The organism is Spirillospora sp. NPDC127506 (assembly GCF_040302145.1).
Taxonomy (GTDB): domain Bacteria; phylum Actinomycetota; class Actinomycetes; order Streptosporangiales; family Streptosporangiaceae; genus Spirillospora.
Genome location: NZ_JBEORG010000027.1, coordinates 95,838 through 110,830 on the forward strand (window position 1 = coordinate 95,838; position 14,993 = coordinate 110,830).

Sequence of the window (14,993 nt, forward strand, 5' to 3'; positions counted from 1 at the left end):
CCGGCGCGACGGGGTATGCGACCGGAGCACCTGCCATGAGGCAGGGCGTCCGGCTGGGAGTCGATGTGGGGAGCGTGCGCGTGGGGGTCGCCAAGAGCGACCCCGGCGGCGTCCTCGCCTCCCCGCTGGAGACCGTGAAGAGCGGCAGGGGCGACGTCGACCGGCTCGTGGCGCTCGCCGCCGAGTACGAGGCGATCGAGGTCGTCGTCGGGCTGCCGACGTCGCTGTCGGGCCGGGAGGGCCCGGCGGCTCGGGCGGCGCGCAAGTTCGCGGCCAGGCTCGCGGACCGCCTTCCCCCGGAGGCGGTCCGGCTGTACGACGAGCGGCTCACCACCGTCACCGCCGAGAGCGGTCTGCGGGCCGGGGGAGTACATGGTCAAGCGAGGCGCAAGGTCGTCGACCAGGCCGCCGCGGCGGTCCTGCTCCAGGCGGCCCTCGACGCGGAACGGTTGACTGGGCACCCCCCAGGAGAGATCGTCCGGGGGAGCTCATGAACGATTTGGACCTCTTCTCAGACCCCTACGGCGACGGGCGGCCGTCGGACGAGGTGTACGGCAGGCGGGAGCAGCGGCGCGTCCGGAAACGGCAGAAGCGCCGCCGGCGCAACGGCCGGGCGGCGGCGCTGTTCGCGATGGCGTTCCTGGTGGCGGTGTTCGGCACCGGCGGTGTCCTCGGCTACGCCTGGCTGGACAACAAGTGGCACCCGCCGGACTACGCGGGCCAGGGGTCCGGCAGCGTCACGGTCCAGATCAAGAAGGGCGCCAGCGGCTCGGTGATCGGCGCGACGCTGGAGGAGCACCGCGTGGTCAAGAGCGCCCGCGCGTTCGTGAAGGCCTACAACAAGGAGACGCGAGCCTCCAGCATCCAGCCGGGCTTCTACCAGATGCGGCTGAAGATGTCGTCGGCCGCGGCGATGGCGCTGCTGCTGAACCCGAAGTCGCGGGCCGGGAACCAGATCACGATCCCGGAGGGCCGCCGCGCCGCCGAGATCTACCAGTTGCTGGCGAAGAAGACCGGCATCTCGGCGAAGGAGTTCCAGAACGCCGCCAAGGACGGGAAGAGCCTCGGGCTGCCGCCCTACGCGAAGGGCAGGGTGGAGGGGTACCTGTACCCGGGCCGCTACGACCTCGACCCCAACGGCTCGGCGCGGCAGATCCTCAAGCAGATGGTGGATCGGTTCAACGAGGAGGCGAGCAGCACCGACCTCGTCGCGAAGGCGCGCAGGGCGAAGATGAACCCCGCGACAGTCGTCACGATCGCCAGCCTCGTCCAGGCCGAGGGCGGCAAGCCCGCCGACCTGCCGAAGATCTCCCGGGTCATCTACAACCGGGTGAAGAAGGGCATGAAGCTGCAGTTCGACACGACGGTGCTGTACGCGCTGGACGAGCGGCGGCTGACGGTCACCGAGAAGGACCTGCAGATCCAGTCGCCCTACAACACCTACCTGCACGCGGGCCTGCCGCCCGGCCCGATCAGCAACCCCGGCGCGGACGCGATCGAGGCGGCGCTCGCGCCGAAGCCCGGGACGTGGCTGTACTTCATCGCGACCGACCCGACGAACAAGGTCACCAAGTTCGCCACCACCGAGGCGGAGCGGCAGGCGATCGAGAAGGAGTTCCGCGAGTGGCAGAAGGCGCATCCGGGCCAGTGACCGGGGGGACGGCGGCCGGCGCTGCGGTGCGCCGGGCGGCGGTGCTGGGATCGCCGGTCGCGCATTCGCTGTCGCCGGTGCTGCACCGCGCGGCGTACGCGGCGATGGGCCTGGACTCGTGGACCTACGACGCGATCGAGTGCCGCGAGGACGGCCTCGCCGCGCTGCTGGACGGCCTCGGCCCCGAATGGGCGGGGCTGTCGCTGACCATGCCGCTCAAGCGGGTCGCGCTGGACCTCGCCGACTCGGTGTCCGACCTCGCGGTGGCGGTCGGCGGCGCCAACACGATCGTCCTGCGGGACGGGCGGCGGCACGCCGACAACACCGACGTGCACGGCATCGAGACGGCGCTCACCGAGGCCGGGCTGAAGGCGCCGCAGTCGGCGCTGGTGCTGGGCGGCGGCGCCACCGCCGCGTCCGCGCTGGCCGCGCTCGCCCGGCTCGGCACGGCCGAGGCGGTGCTCGCCGCCCGGTCGCCCGAGCGGGCCGCCGGCGCCGCCGAGGTGGGGGAGCGGTTCGGGCTCGCGGTCCGCGTCGTGGCGCTCGACCGGGTGACCGCGCACCTTCCGGCGGAGCTCGTCGTGTCGACGCTGCCGGGACGCGCGGCCGACGCGTTCGCCGGCCCGGTCGCCGCGTCCGGCGCGGCCCTGTTCGACGTGGTGTACGCGCCGTGGCCGACGGTGCTGGCGGCGGCGGTGGAGCGGGCCGGCGGGACGGTCGTCGGCGGTTTCGCGATGCTGCTGCACCAGGCCGTCCGGCAGGTGGCGCTGATGACGGGCCGCGAGGACGTGCCCGTGGCGGCCATGCGCGCCGCCGGGGAGGCGGAGCTCGCCCGCCGCGCCTGACCCGCCCCGGTGCGTCAGGGCGGGGCGGGCGGCGGGCCGCGCGGGGTGCGGTGCCGCTTTGCCGACTCGTCGATGGCGGTGAGGACGACGGGCAGTATCACGCTGAGCCAGAAGTCCTTCCACCCCCACAGGTCCGCGGCGACGCCCAGCAGGCTGGCGGCGCACACGAGGCTCAGCAGGAGCGCCGCCCAGTGCCGCCGGGCGAACCCGACCGGGTCCACCAGCCTCCGGTGCGGCAGCAGGTCGGCCAGCGGGCGTTCCCGCGCGTGCGCCCGCTGCACCACCGTCGCGTCCGGCAGCCAGTGCAGGATGTCGGCGCTCCCGGCGAGCGGGACGCGGGACAGCGCGATCAGCGTCTCCAGCCGCCACCACAGCGTCCACAGCGACGTGCGCCCGCTGCCCGGGTAGCCCGTCCAGCGCGGGTCGGCGAACTCGCCGCGCACCAGCGTCCGGAACGCCCGCGCGACGACCGGCCCGTGCGGGCCGCGCGGGTCCCGCAGCAGCGCCGACAGCGCGATCGGCAGCCCGTAGTGCCACAGGGCCAGCCGCCACACCGGCTCCGGGCCGGCGCACCGGGGGGACGCGCCGTGCGCGGAGGCGCCGTGCGGGGAGACGTCGTAGGTCTCGATCCACGTGTGGTCGTCGTCGGGGTCGAGGTTCTCCAGCAGCCAGTCGTAGGCGTCCAGCAGCCGCTCGGTCCGCAGCTCCGGGCGCGCCTCGGCCAGCGTCACCAGCGCGAAGGCGGTGTGGGTGACGGTCGGCCGGGACTCCGGGGTCGGCCCCCAGCCGGGCCGGTGCGCGGTGCGGTCGGCGGTCAGCCACTCCACGCCCCGGTCGACCGCCGGGTCGTACGGGTTGAGCTGGCTGAGCGCGCGCAGCGCCAGGCACGTCAGCCACACCCGGGACGCGCAGCCGTGCAGGGAGCCCCAGCCGCCGTCGGGGTTCTGGTTGCGCAGCAGCCACTGGTAGGCGCGCTTGGTGTCGGGCGCGTCGTCGCGCAGGTCGCAGCGGGCGCGGGCGAGGAACCGCGCGATCCAGCCGGTCGCCTCCACCACCGGCATGCCGAGGCTGGTCTTGGTGGCCCAGCCGCCGTCGCGCAGCCCGTCGTCCGAGCGGGTCTGCCGGGCGGCGAGGAAGGCCAGCCCCTCGTCGAAGTACTCGAAGGGGCGTCCCGCCTCCACGAACGCCATCAGCCCGAGGGCCGTCGCGGTGCTGCCCGGTTCGGGGCGCGCCAGCTCGTGGTACCAGCCGCCGCCGGGGCCGAGCGCGGGCGCGTAGGTGTCGCGCAGGACGTCCAGCGACTCGTTCAGCCGGGTTTCGAGGACGGCCATGTCGATGGCCGGAGCGCCGGCACCGCGGGGCCGGAGTCGTTCCGGCGCGGCGGCGGGTCGGGCTGGGCGGGGGGCCGGTGCGGGGAGGGGAGGAGTCGTCTGGTGCACAGTGTTGCCTTTCCTCCCTTTTGTTCCCGTTTGGCCAGGTTTTGTACCCCGGAGGTTCCATGTCGGTATCCCTTGCCGCAGGGTTCGCCGGCGGCGGGAAGGCTGGAGGGAGAGTGGTCCCGTTCCGTGGTGCTGGAGGAGGCTTGGCCGAGCCGACGGCGTGGAACGAGCCCGAGCACGACTGCGTCCTGTGCCCGCCCCTGCGGTTCCGGTTCAACGGCATGGCGGACCTCCCCGGCGAGTCCGGCGTGATCGCCGGCGACCGCGACTTCCTCCTCATCCCGGACGTGGCGCCCCTCGCCGAGGGCCACGTCCTGCTGGTGACCCGCGAGCACTACCAGTGCGCGGGGGAGTTCGGCCCGGGCATGTGGGAGCGGGCGCTGCGGTGGCGCGGCCGCGTCGCCCGCCTCTACCGCGCGGCCTACGGGAGCGGTGAGCTGCTGCTGTTCGAGCACGGCCCGGCGACTCCGCAGGGCGGCGGCGCGTGCATCGACCACGCGCACTGGCACATGCTCCCCGGGACCCCGGGCATCCGCCGGGTGGTGGAGGAGCGGGGCCGTCCCGGGATGCCCGCCGGACGCGCCGCCCTCCGGGCGTACCTGCGCGCCGGACGCTCCTACCTCCTGATCGAGGAGGACGAGGTCATGACCGTCCATCCGGGGGACGGCGTCAGGAGCCAGTTCCTGCGCTGGGCCGTGGCGTCCGCCGGGCCGGACGGGACCTGGCGCTGGCAGGAGGCGTTCGGGCTGCCCGGCAGCCGGCGGCGCTTCCTCCGCACGCTCACCGCGCTGCGCGCGGCGCTCGCGGCCCTGCCGTCCGGTGACCAGTTCTACGGTGATCAGACGTCCGGTGAACCGCCGCCCGACAGCCACCAGTAGAGCTCGCACGCGGCCAGCCGGTCCCCGAAGCCCGCGCGCCGGACGCCCGCGCCATAGCCGGTGGGGTACTCCATCAGCAGCCGTCCCCGCTGGTAGGCGAGCACGCCCTCCAGGGACGTCGGGCCGAACCGCAGCAGCCACAGCGGACGCCCCGGCACCTCGCGGTCCAGCACCGGCAGCAGCCCGCGCACCGCGCCGGCGCCGGACGGCGCCGGACGCCCCAGGAGGCGCGCCAGTGTGGGCGCCTCGGAGAACACCAGGTCCGCGCGGGCCAGCACCGGCAGCATGTCCGACGCCGGGAGCCGCGCGTCGACGTCGTGCGGGACGAGGTCGAACGCGACCCGCGTCCCCGCCGCGCCCGCGATCCGCGCCGCCTCCTCCAGCGCCGCCCGCGACACCGGGGACAGCGTCGAGTACCCGTCGGCGACCAGCACGTCGGCGCCCGCGATCGCGTCCGCCGCCGCCGCGACCTCCGCGGCGGTGAGCCGGCGCCCCGGCGGCTCCTCCTGGACGACGAGCAGCCGGACGCCCGGCCCGCCGCCGCGCGGGCGGTCGCGCAGCATCACCGAGACGCCGTTCGGCGCGCCCGCCTCGACGCGCAGGTGGTCGACCGCGCCGATGCGGCGCAGCTCCCGGCGGATGACCGCGGTGTAGTCGTCGTCGCCGATCTTCGCCAGCACCCCCACCCGGCGGAACCGAGCGGCCGCGCACCGGGCCAGGTTCACCGCGGTGCCGGCGACCACGGCCCGCGCGGGGGCGTAGCAGAGCCGGTCGGCGCGGACGTCGGCGAACCGGACGTCCGGCAGGGACGCGCGGACCTCGATCCCGGCGTCGCCGATGACGAGCATCGAGAACCGCCGCTCGGCGGCGCCGTCGAGCCCCGGCCACTCCACGGGCGAGCGGGGCGGGGCCATGGACGGCGGTCAGCCGGGCGGGAGCAGGAAGGCCCGCATCACCGGACGCAGGCTCGGGATGAGGTCGTAGCCGCCGACCTCGTCCAGCGGCACCCAGGCGCAGCCGTCCAGGTGGTCGCCGCCGTCCTGGTTGTCCAGGGTCGCGTCCAGCGTCACCGGCCGGCAGCGGCGCGCCGCCGCGACCACGCGGATCCGCCCGCCCCGCGCCCGGCCGCCGCGGGACCCGCGGTCGGGCATGTACCACTGCCACAGGTGGAACGGCGGGCCCGGATCGATCTTGAGGCGGACCTCCTCCCAGACCTCCCGGCGGATGTGGTCGTCGAGGTCGAGGTCGGCGTCCACCTCCAGCCGCCCGCCGGGCACCTCCCAGCGGCCCGGGTGGAACGGGTCGGACGCGGACTTGCGGACCATCAGCAGCCGCCCGCCGGACACGATGAACGCCTTCTGCGCGAACTGCAGCGCGATCGGCGGGAAGGCGGTGAGGGGGCCGGCGGCGCCGGCCTCGACCGAGGGCATCGCGGGGACTACCTCCCTGCTGCCGGCCCCACCGGGCCGTCTCCGCTCCACCGTAACAACCGGGGCCCCGCGCGCCGAGACGCCCGCCCGGCCACAACATCCTCACCTTCCCGCTCCCGGCCACCCGCGCCCGCCCGCGCCCCGCCGCGCCGAGGCGCGCCGGGACGCCCGGCGGGATGGGGAATTGCGGGGCGCCCGGTGCTGTTGAACAGAGTGGCGTACCTCACCAAGGCACCGGCGCCCGCCCGACGTCACGGGACGGTTTCGGTCTGGCGCATCCGGCCCCGCCGGATGGTAGTCTTGGTGGCCGACCGGCCCAGTGCGCGCGATCCGAGCGGTGGCGCGCGCCGGGCGCTCAAGCGGAGGCCACCTCCCACCTGACCGGCCGCAAGGCCGGTGGGTCATCGGTCCGGCGAACGGGCGTTGCGCGCTCGTCCCGCCGCCGTCCCCGGGCGGCCCGTCCGTCCAGGGAGGGAGACCGAAGGTGGCCCCGTGCGTGAGTCGTGCGGGGCTTTTCTTGTGGAAGCCTCGGGGTACGACCGGTCCAGCAGACTTGAGAACGGCCCCAAGGAGGTCCCATCAGCGCCGAACCGCGTATCAACGACCGCATTCGCGTGCCCGAGGTCCGGCTCGTCGGCCCGAACGGCGAACAGGTGGGCATAGTGCCCATCGCCAAGGCCCTTGAGATCGCGCGCGAATCGGACCTCGACCTCGTCGAGGTGGCGCCCACCGCGCGTCCGCCCGTCGCGAGGCTCATGGACTACGGCAAGTTCAAGTACGAGTCCGCGATGAAGGCGCGTGAGGCGCGGAAGAACCAGGCGCACACGGTCATCAAGGAGATCAAGCTCCGCCCGAAGATCGACCCGCACGACTACGAGACCAAGAAGGGTCACGTGGTGCGGTTCCTGAAGGCCGGGGACAAGGTGAAGGTCACGATCATGTTCCGTGGTCGTGAGCAGTCCCGTCCGGAGCTGGGCTACCGGCTGCTGCAGCGGCTCGCCGACGACGTCGAGGAACTCGGCTTCGTCGAGTCGCGGCCCAAGCAGGACGGCCGGAATATGATCATGGTGATCGGTCCGCACAAGAAGAAGACGGCCCGCGGGCAGGAGGCCGAGAGCACCGCCTGACGGCCGCTCCGGGACGGCTTCGCGGCGGTCCCGACTCCGCGACCTCGCGGCTGAGCGGGGTCGCGGCGCACGTACATTGAAGCCTGACCAGGCGCGTCCACGGAACTCCGTGCGGTGCGCCGATCAGGCGCGCCCCCGTGCGGCACGCACGGGGGCCGGGACAAAGGGAGACGACGGCGACCATGCCGAAGACCAAGACCCACAGTGGTGCCAAGAAGCGCTTCAAGCTGACCGGCTCCGGCAAGGTGATGCGCCGCCGCGCCAACAAGAACCACCTGCTCGAGCACAAGCCGACCAAGCGCACGCGCCGGCTGTCCGCCCCGGCCGTGGTGGCCGACGCCGACGCCAAGAACATCAAGAAGCTGCTGCGCAAGTAGCACTCGACCAGGAACATCAGCGACCGGCCGAGGCCCGGATGGCCCCGGCCCCCACGAAGGAGTTCAGCACGTGGCACGCGTGAAGCGGGGCGTCAACGCCGCCAAGAAGCGTCGGGTCGTCCTGGAGCGGTCGAGCGGCTACCGCGGTCAGCGTTCGCGCCTGTACCGCAAGGCCAAGGAGCAGCAGCTCCACTCGATGACCTACGCCTTCCGGGACCGCAAGGACCGCAAGGGCCAGTTCCGCCGGCTGTGGATCCAGCGGATCAACGCCGCGGCCCGCGCCAACGGCATCACCTACAACCGGTTCATCCAGGGCCTGAAGGCGGCGGAGATCGAGGTCGACCGCCGCATGCTCGCCGAGCTGGCCGTCAACGACGCCGCGGCGTTCGCCGCGCTCGTCAAGGTCGCCAAGGACGCGCTCCCGGCCGAGGGCACGGAGGCGGCCTGAGCCGGGCGACCGGCGGACGGGCGAGTACGGCGACATGGCGGGCCGCGAGCTGACCTCTCTCCGATCACCACGGGTGAAGGCCGCTCGGCGGCTCGCCAAACGCGCGTTCCGGCGCCGCGAGAACCGGTTCCTCGCCGAGGGGCCGCAGGCGGTGCGGGAGGCGCTGGAGATCCCCGGCACGCTCGCCGAGCTGTTCACCACCGCCGAGGCGGAGGCCCGCCATCCCGAGCTGGTGCTCGCCGCCGAGCGCGCCGGCGCGCCGGTGCTGCGGGTCAGCGGCGAGGTCATGGCCGAGCTGGCCCAGACCGTCACCCCGCAGGGGCTGCTCGCGGTCTGCCAGTTCGTCGACGTGCCGCTCGCCAAGGCCCTGGAGGCGGGTCCCCGGCTGGTGACCGTCCTCGCGCACGTCCGCGACCCCGGCAACGCGGGCACCGTGCTGCGCACCGCCGACGCCGCCGGCTCGGAGACGGTCGTGTTCACCGACGCGTCCGTCGACCCCTACAACGGCAAGTGCGTGCGGGCCTCGGCGGGCAGCCTGTTCCACCTGCCGGTCGTCACCGGCCCGCGGTTCGACGCGCTGATCCCCGAGCTGAAGGGCGCGGGGCTGGCCGTCCTCGCCGCCGACGGCGGCGGCGACCGCACCCTGGACGGGGCGATCGACGAGGGGCTGCTCGCGCGCCCCACCGCCTGGGTGTTCGGCAACGAGGCGTGGGGGCTTCCCGACGAGATACTCCGGCACGTGGACGAGGTCGTCCGCGTGCCCATCTACGGCCGTGCGGAGAGCCTGAACCTGGCGACGGCCGCGGCCGTATGCCTTTACGCCTCGGCGCGCGCGCAGCGCGGCGGCTGACCCGCGGCGCGCCGGGCGCGGCGGGTGACACCGGTGATCTTCGCGGCGCTGTACGTCCGGAGGCCGCCGCGGTTCACTGCGCTCCGTGATCGGCTGGCCGCATTCGGTCGCCCGGGGCGCCGTTTTCCGGCCGGCCGGCTGGGAGGATGGACCGCGCACGGGCGGAGGGCGGGGGGCCTGCCGCTCCGTGCGGCTCATCCGCAGGTAGGAGCCGGATCAGGCACCGGCGGGGGATCAACGCCGGCCCCTCCGGCGCCTACCGTGTTGATCAGTGCGTTGACCAGGGACGGCATGGCGCCGTGCAGAGTGGGGGCGAGACGTGATGACCGAGGAGACCGGGCCGGCCCGCAGAGCGGGCCGCCGCGCGCCGGAGGTGAGGTGCCGGGCGGGCGCGGTCGCGGCGCCCGCCGCCGCGTCCGGCCCGGCGGGCGTCACCGCGCCCCTCGCGGCCGGCGGGCTGCGGATCGAGGTCGGGCGGGTCCGGGGGGACACGGCCGTCGTCGCGGTGGCCGGGGAGATCGACCTGCGCACCGCCGGCACGCTGCGCGACCGGCTGGTCGGGCTGCACGGCCGGCCGCCGGGGGCGGGGCCGCGCCGGCTGGTGGCCGACTTCGCCGCCGTCACGTTCTGCGACGCGGCCGGGCTCGGCGCGCTGGTCGCCGCGCACAACCAGATCGCGGCGGACGGCGGCGAGATCGCCCTGGCCGCGGTCCGGCCCGCCCAGCTGCGGCTGCTGCGCATCACCGGGCTGCACCGGCTGTTCGCGATCCACGCCGCCGTGGAGGACGCGTGGGCCGCGCCCGGCCCGCCCGCCGCGTCCCGGTGAGCCCGCACGTCCCGGCGGGCCCGCGGGCCGCCGCCGGGGCCGCCGCCCGCCGGTGGGGCGGCACCCCGCCCGGGAGGCTACAGATGCGTTGCCGCCGGGCGGTTTCCGGGTCCCGCAACACGGCCGGTTCCGGCTAGAGTCTCTTTTCGACAGGCCGCGTTCTCAACGGTGTTCTGGAGGCCGCTGTGGGCGGAGAGGAGTCCCCTCCCGTGGCCGCGCGCGTACCCGAGCAGGGGTCCGGGCCGGCCGCCGAGTGGGACGCCGCCGACGACCTGCCCGACGGGCTGATGGTCGCCGGCCGGGACGCCCGCGTCGCGGTGTTCAACGCCGCCGCCGCGCGGATCACCGGCATCTCCGCCGAGTCCGCGGTGGGCCGCGACTTCCGCGACGTCCTGCCGCTGCACGACGCGGAGGGGCGCGACTGGTGGAAGTGCCTCGCCCCCTACGACGGCCTGTGCACCCGCACCCGGCACCCGGAGCGCGCCCTGTTCCTGCCCGGCGGCACCGAGGTGCTGGTGACGGCCGCCTACCGGCGGGACGCGCGGGGCCGGGTGGAACGGTTCACCGTGTGCCTGCGCGACGCCGTGCACCGCGCCCGCCAGGAGCGCGACCGCGCCGACCTCGTCTCCACCGTGGCGCACGAGCTGCGCTCCCCGCTCACCAGCGTGAAGGGGTTCACCGCCACGCTGCTCGCCAAGTGGCACCGCTTCAACGACGACCAGAAACGGGTGATGCTGGAGACCGTCAACGCCGACGCCGACCGCGTCACCCGGCTGATCACCGAGCTGCTGGACGTGTCCCGCATCGAGGCGGGCCGGCTGGAGATGCGCCGCCAGGTCGTCGACATCCCCGGCGAGGTCCGCAAGATCATCGCGGGCCGGATCGCGGCCGGGGAGCCTGCCGAGCGGTTCCGCTTCGAGACGCGCGGCGAGCTGCCGGAGATGTGGCTCGACCCCGACAAGATGGACCAGATCCTCGGCAACCTCGTCGAAAACGCGGTGCGGCACGGGGCGGGTACTGTCACCATTGTGGTGGAACCGGACGCGCACAAGGAGGGAGCCGCCGTGTCGGTGCGCGACGAGGGCGAGGGCATTCCGCCCGAGGCCGCCCAGCGCGTCTTCCGGCAGTTCTGGCGCGGCCCCGGCGGCAACCGCCGCGGCGGCACCGGTCTCGGGCTCTACATCGTGAAGGGCCTGGTCGAGGCGCACGGCGGAGTGATCACGGTGCGCCGGGCGCCCGGCGGCGGCGCCGAGTTCCGATTTACCGTGCCCGCAGGGGCCCCCGACTACGCCGGCTGACCGCGGCGCACGCCGCCGGCACGGCACCGGGCCCCTGAACGGGCCAGCGCGTCACGCGCACGCTTTCCGGATCTTCACCGCCCGCGCACTAGACTGCGGGCGTCCCACGCCGACCGGAGTCGATCACACCACCATGTCTGCACCCAACAAGTCCTATGACCCCGTCGAGGTGTCCGCGCTGCGGCCGGAGGAGGTGGAGCGGGCCCGCGACGCGGCGCTCGCCGCCATCGCCGCGGCCGCCGACCTCGACGAGCTGAAGCAGGTCCGCCTGGCCCACGCCGGGGACCGCTCCCCGCTGGCGCTCGCCAACCGGGAGATCGGCGCGCTGCCGCCCGCGGCCCGCGCCGACGCCGGCAAGCGCATCGGCGCCGCCCGCGGCGCGGTGTCCAAGGCGCTGAAGGAGCGCCAGGCCGAGCTGGAGGAGGAGCGCGACCGGCGGGTCCTCGTCGAGGAGACCGTCGACGTCACGCTCCCCTGGGACCGCGCCCCGCGCGGCGCCCGCCACCCGCTGACCACGATGCAGGAGCGGATGGCCGACGTCTTCGTCTCCATGGGCTTCGAGGTCTCCGAGGGCCCCGAGGTCGAGGCGGAGTGGTTCAACTTCGACGCGCTGAACTTCGTGCCCGACCACCCGGCCCGCACCATGCAGGACACCTTCTTCGTGGAGTCGGAGGAGTCCGGCCTGGTGATGCGCACGCACACCTCGCCGATGCAGATCCGGTCGCTGCTGTCGCGGGAGCTGCCCGTCTACGTGGTGGCGCCGGGCCGCACGTTCCGCACCGACGAGCTGGACGCCACGCACAGCCCCGTCTTCCACCAGCTGGAGGGCCTCGCCGTCGACGAGGGCCTGACGATGGCCGACCTGCGCGGCGGCATCGACGCGTTCGTCACCGGCATGTTCGGCGAGGGGCTGAAGACCCGGTTCCGGCCGTCGTTCTTCCCGTTCACCGAGCCGTCCGCCGAGGTGGACATGCAGTGCTTCGTGTGCCGGGGGGCGTCCGCGGAGCCGGGCGGCGACCCGTGCCGGACGTGCGGCTCGGAGGGCTGGATCGAGCTCGGCGGCTGCGGCATGGTCAACCCGCGGGTGCTGGTGGCCTGCGGCGTCGACCCGGACCGCTACAGCGGCTGGGCGTTCGGGCTGGGCGTCGAGCGGACGCTGATGTTCCGGCACGGCGTGGAGGACATGTACGACATGGTGGAGGGCGACGTCCGGTTCACCCTCCCGTTCGGGATGGAGATCTGATGCGGGCCCCTCTTTCCTGGCTGCGCGAGTACGTCGAGCTGCCCGCGGACGTCACGGGCCGGGCGCTCGCCGAGGAGCTGATCGCGGCGGGCCTGGAGGTCGAGACCGTCGAGCGGGCCGGCGCCGACATCGCCGGCCCGCTCGTCGTGGGCGAGGTCCTGGCGATCGAGGAGCTGACCGGTTTCAAGAAGCCGATCCGCTACTGCCAGGTGGACGTCGGCGACGCGAACGGAACCGGCGAGCCGCAGAACATCGTGTGCGGCGCCACCAACTTCGCCGCCGGCGACCGCGTCGTGGTGATCCTGCCGGGCGGCGTGCTGCCCGGCGGGTTCGAGATCGGCGCGCGCAAGACCTACGGCCGGCTGTCCGAGGGCATGATCTGCTCGGCCAGCGAGCTGGGCATCGGCGATGACCACAGCGGCATCCTCGTCCTGCCGCCGGACGCGCCCGTCGGCGCGGACGCGATCGAGCTGCTCGGGCTGCGCGACGACATCCTGGACATCGCCGTCACCCCCGACCGCGGCTACGCGCTGTCGATCCGCGGCCTGGCCCGCGAGGCCGCGACGGCCTACGGCGTCCCGTTCAAGGACCCGGCGGACGTCGAGCTGCCGGCCAAGAACGGGGAGGCGTACCCCGCGAGCATCGGCGACACGTCCGCCTGCGACCGGTTCGTGCTGCGGGAGGTGCGCGGGTTCGACCCGGACGCGAAGACCCCGCTGTGGATGCAGGTCCGCCTGCACCGCGCCGGGATGCGGCCGGTGTCGCTCGCCGTGGACGTCACCAACTACCTGATGCTGGAGCTCGGCCAGCCGCTGCACGCCTTCGACCGGAGCAAGCTCACCGGCCCGATCGTGGTGCGGCGGGCCGCGCCCGGCGAGAAGCTGGAGACGCTCGACCACGTCAAGCGCACGCTCGACCCCGACGACATCCTCATCACCGACGAGTCGGGGCCGATCTCGATGGCCGGCACGATGGGCGGCCTCGCCACCGAGATCGACGAGCGGTCCACCGACATGGTCATCGAGGCCGCGCACTTCGACGCGATGGGCACCGCCCGGATGAGCCGCCGCCACCGGCTGCACAGCGAGGCGTCGCACCGGTTCGAGCGCGGCGTCGACCGCGAGCTGCCGCTGTACGCCTCGTACCGGGCGGTCCGGCTGCTCGCCGAGCTGGGCGGCGCGGAGATCGTGCCGGGGGTGACGCACGCCGAGGCGCCGGTCGAGCCGGTCACGGTCACGATGCCGGCCGGCCACCCCGACAGGGTCGCGGGCGTGGCCTACGGGCGGGACGCGGTCGTCCGCCGGCTGGAGCAGGTCGGCTGCACCGTCACCGGGGACGACGTCCTGACGGTGACGCCGCCGTCCTGGCGCCCCGACCTGACCGACCCGAACGACCTCGCCGAGGAGGTCATCCGGCTCGAAGGCTACGAGGACATCCCGGCCCGCGCGCCGCGTCCGGTCGCGGGCAAGGGCCTGACCGCGGAGCAGCGGCTGCGCCGCCGCGTCGGCCGCGCCCTCGCCGGCGCCGGCTACGTCGAGGCGCTGGCGTTCCCGTTCATCGCCGAGAAGGACCTGGACGGCCTCCAGATCCCCGCGGACGACGCCCGCCGCCGGACGATGCGGCTGGCGAACCCGCTGTCGGAGCAGGAGCCGCTGCTGCGCACCACGCTGCTGCCGGGCCTGCTCAAGACCCTGGCACTGAACGTGGGCCGCGGCTTCGGCGACACCGCCCTGTTCGAGATCGGCGTGGTGTTCCGCCCGCGCGCGGACGCGCCGGAGCGCGCGCCTCGCCTCGCCGTGGACCGCGGCCCGACGGCCGAGGAGATCGCCGCGGTGGAGGCGGCGCTGCCCGACCAGCCGCACCGGGTGGCGGTCGTGCTGTCGGGCGCCCGCGAGCCGGCCGGCTGGTGGGGCCCGGGGCGCCCGGCCCTGTGGGCGGACGCCGTGGAGGCGGCCCGCACGGTGGCCCGCGAGGTCGGCGTGGAGCTGACGGTCAAGACCGACCAGCACGCGCCCTGGCATCCGGGCCGCTGCGCCGCCCTGTACGCCGGCGACACGCTCGTCGGGCACGCGGGGGAGCTGCACCCGCGCGTCACGAAGGCGTACGGGCTGCCGGCGCGGTCGTGCGCGATGGAGCTGGAGCTGCGCCGCCTCGGCGAGCCGGTCTCCGTCCGCGCCCCGCACGTGTCGTCCTACCCGGTCGCCACGCAGGACGTCGCGCTGGTCGTCGACTCCGCGGTGCCCGCCGCCGAGGTGGAGGCGGCGCTGCGGGACGGCGCCGGGGACCTGCTGGAGTCGGTCCGGCTGTTCGACGTCTACACCGGCGAGCAGGTGGGGGAGGGCCGCAAGTCCCTCGCGTACTCGATGCGGTTCCGCGCGCCGGACCGGACGCTCACCGCCGAGGAGGCGTCGCAGGCCCGCGACGCCGCGGTGGCGGCGGCGTCCGCCCGCACCGGAGCCGTGCTGCGCGGCGCCTGACGTCCCCGGACGCGCCCCGGACCGCCCCGGCCGGGGCGCCGGGGCGAGCCCCGCCCCCGCTCGCCCGCCCGCAGGCACGCCGCCCCACCGCCGCCCGCCGGCGC

The 14,993-nt window shown here is 74.8% G+C and carries 15 protein-coding genes; 12 read left to right on the forward strand and 3 right to left on the reverse strand.

All coding sequences use genetic code 11. The features are described from left to right. Positions 1 to 35: 35 nt before the first annotated feature. The 3 genes from ruvX to ABTW95_RS24245 are packed head-to-tail and all read left to right on the forward strand — an operon-like array spanning position 36 to position 2,496. Entirely contained in the window at positions 36 to 494 is a 459-nt protein-coding gene (gene ruvX / locus ABTW95_RS24235; RefSeq protein WP_396452025.1) for a Holliday junction resolvase RuvX, read from the forward strand. Then, on the forward strand, positions 491 to 1,651 hold the full coding sequence (gene mltG / locus ABTW95_RS24240; protein WP_396452027.1) for an endolytic transglycosylase MltG: 1,161 nt from the start codon (positions 491 to 493) through the stop codon (positions 1,649 to 1,651). The genes ruvX and mltG overlap by 4 nt, the downstream gene beginning before the upstream one ends. Further along, positions 1,648 to 2,496, forward strand: a complete 849-nt coding sequence (locus ABTW95_RS24245) for a shikimate dehydrogenase (protein WP_396452029.1) — start codon at positions 1,648 to 1,650, stop codon at positions 2,494 to 2,496. Before mltG ends, ABTW95_RS24245 begins: the two co-directional genes overlap by 4 nt. A 14-nt stretch (positions 2,497 to 2,510) precedes the next feature. On the opposite strand, the gene ABTW95_RS24250 is transcribed toward ABTW95_RS24245, so the two are convergent. Further along, a complete protein-coding gene (locus ABTW95_RS24250) occupies positions 2,511 to 3,827 on the reverse strand; it encodes a prenyltransferase/squalene oxidase repeat-containing protein (RefSeq protein ID WP_500227448.1) in 1,317 nt (438 codons plus the stop codon). Positions 3,828 to 4,078: 251 nt separating this feature from the next. Between ABTW95_RS24250 and ABTW95_RS24255 the strand changes: the two genes are divergently transcribed. After that, positions 4,079 to 4,813, forward strand: coding sequence for an HIT family protein (locus ABTW95_RS24255; protein ID WP_500227449.1), 735 nt, complete (start codon positions 4,079 to 4,081; stop codon positions 4,811 to 4,813). On the opposite strand, the gene ABTW95_RS24260 is transcribed toward ABTW95_RS24255, so the two are convergent. Both ABTW95_RS24260 and ABTW95_RS24265 read right to left on the reverse strand, forming a co-directional pair. Continuing rightward, a complete protein-coding gene (locus ABTW95_RS24260; RefSeq protein ID WP_500227450.1) occupies positions 4,774 to 5,727 on the reverse strand; it encodes a PfkB family carbohydrate kinase in 954 nt (317 codons plus the stop codon). The two genes, ABTW95_RS24255 and ABTW95_RS24260, sit on opposite strands and share 40 nt — an antisense overlap. Before the next feature lie 9 nt (positions 5,728 to 5,736). Further along, positions 5,737 to 6,243 carry an NUDIX domain-containing protein gene (locus ABTW95_RS24265; protein ID WP_500227451.1) on the reverse strand — a complete coding sequence of 169 codons (507 nt, stop codon included), beginning with the start codon at positions 6,241 to 6,243 and terminating at the stop codon, positions 5,737 to 5,739. 596 nt (positions 6,244 to 6,839) lie between these two features. Here ABTW95_RS24265 and infC point away from each other — a divergent pair. The 8 genes from infC to pheT all read left to right on the forward strand — a co-directional run bounded on the left by infC (position 6,840) and on the right by pheT (position 14,889). Then, entirely contained in the window at positions 6,840 to 7,370 is a 531-nt protein-coding gene (gene infC, locus ABTW95_RS24270) for a translation initiation factor IF-3 (protein WP_279436330.1), read from the forward strand. Between the two features lie 182 nt (positions 7,371 to 7,552). Beyond that, positions 7,553 to 7,747 (forward strand): 50S ribosomal protein L35, encoded by a 195-nt coding sequence (gene rpmI / locus ABTW95_RS24275; protein ID WP_396452036.1) that lies wholly within the window; start codon positions 7,553 to 7,555, stop codon positions 7,745 to 7,747. A gap of 70 nt (positions 7,748 to 7,817) precedes the next feature. Next, positions 7,818 to 8,195: a 50S ribosomal protein L20 gene (rplT, locus tag ABTW95_RS24280; protein ID WP_396452037.1), complete on the forward strand. Its 378-nt coding sequence runs from the start codon at positions 7,818 to 7,820 to the stop codon at positions 8,193 to 8,195. A 34-nt stretch (positions 8,196 to 8,229) separates the two neighbouring features. Further along, entirely contained in the window at positions 8,230 to 9,045 is an 816-nt protein-coding gene (locus tag ABTW95_RS24285; RefSeq protein WP_396452039.1) for a TrmH family RNA methyltransferase, read from the forward strand. A gap of 322 nt (positions 9,046 to 9,367) precedes the next feature. Beyond that, positions 9,368 to 9,871: an STAS domain-containing protein gene (locus ABTW95_RS24290; RefSeq protein ID WP_500227452.1), complete on the forward strand. Its 504-nt coding sequence runs from the start codon at positions 9,368 to 9,370 to the stop codon at positions 9,869 to 9,871. Positions 9,872 to 10,080: 209 nt separating this feature from the next. Then, a complete protein-coding gene (locus ABTW95_RS24295) occupies positions 10,081 to 11,169 on the forward strand; it encodes a sensor histidine kinase (protein WP_396452042.1) in 1,089 nt (362 codons plus the stop codon). A 133-nt stretch (positions 11,170 to 11,302) separates the two neighbouring features. Beyond that, entirely contained in the window at positions 11,303 to 12,412 is a 1,110-nt protein-coding gene (pheS, locus tag ABTW95_RS24300) for a phenylalanine--tRNA ligase subunit alpha (RefSeq protein WP_396452044.1), read from the forward strand. Beyond that, a complete protein-coding gene (gene pheT / locus ABTW95_RS24305; protein WP_500227453.1) occupies positions 12,412 to 14,889 on the forward strand; it encodes a phenylalanine--tRNA ligase subunit beta in 2,478 nt (825 codons plus the stop codon). Before pheS ends, pheT begins: the two co-directional genes overlap by 1 nt. Positions 14,890 to 14,993: the final 104 nt, after the last annotated feature.

Bases quoted from the DNA above. Each gene is read 5' to 3' on its own strand.
- pheT (WP_500227453.1), top strand. From the start codon at position 12,412: ATGCGGGCCCCTCTTTCCTGGCTGCGCGAGTACGTCGAGCTGCCCGCG.
- pheS (WP_396452044.1), top strand. From the start codon at position 11,303: ATGTCTGCACCCAACAAGTCCTATGACCCCGTCGAGGTGTCCGCGCTG.
- ABTW95_RS24290 (WP_500227452.1), top strand. From the start codon at position 9,368: ATGACCGAGGAGACCGGGCCGGCCCGCAGAGCGGGCCGCCGCGCGCCG.
- ABTW95_RS24250 (WP_500227448.1), bottom strand. From the start codon at position 3,827: ATGGCCGTCCTCGAAACCCGGCTGAACGAGTCGCTGGACGTCCTGCGC.
- rpmI (WP_396452036.1), top strand. From the start codon at position 7,553: ATGCCGAAGACCAAGACCCACAGTGGTGCCAAGAAGCGCTTCAAGCTG.
- ABTW95_RS24285 (WP_396452039.1), top strand. From the start codon at position 8,230: ATGGCGGGCCGCGAGCTGACCTCTCTCCGATCACCACGGGTGAAGGCC.
- ABTW95_RS24260 (WP_500227450.1), bottom strand. From the start codon at position 5,727: ATGGCCCCGCCCCGCTCGCCCGTGGAGTGGCCGGGGCTCGACGGCGCC.
- mltG (WP_396452027.1), top strand. From the start codon at position 491: ATGAACGATTTGGACCTCTTCTCAGACCCCTACGGCGACGGGCGGCCG.
- ABTW95_RS24265 (WP_500227451.1), bottom strand. From the start codon at position 6,243: ATGCCCTCGGTCGAGGCCGGCGCCGCCGGCCCCCTCACCGCCTTCCCG.
- ruvX (WP_396452025.1), top strand. From the start codon at position 36: ATGAGGCAGGGCGTCCGGCTGGGAGTCGATGTGGGGAGCGTGCGCGTG.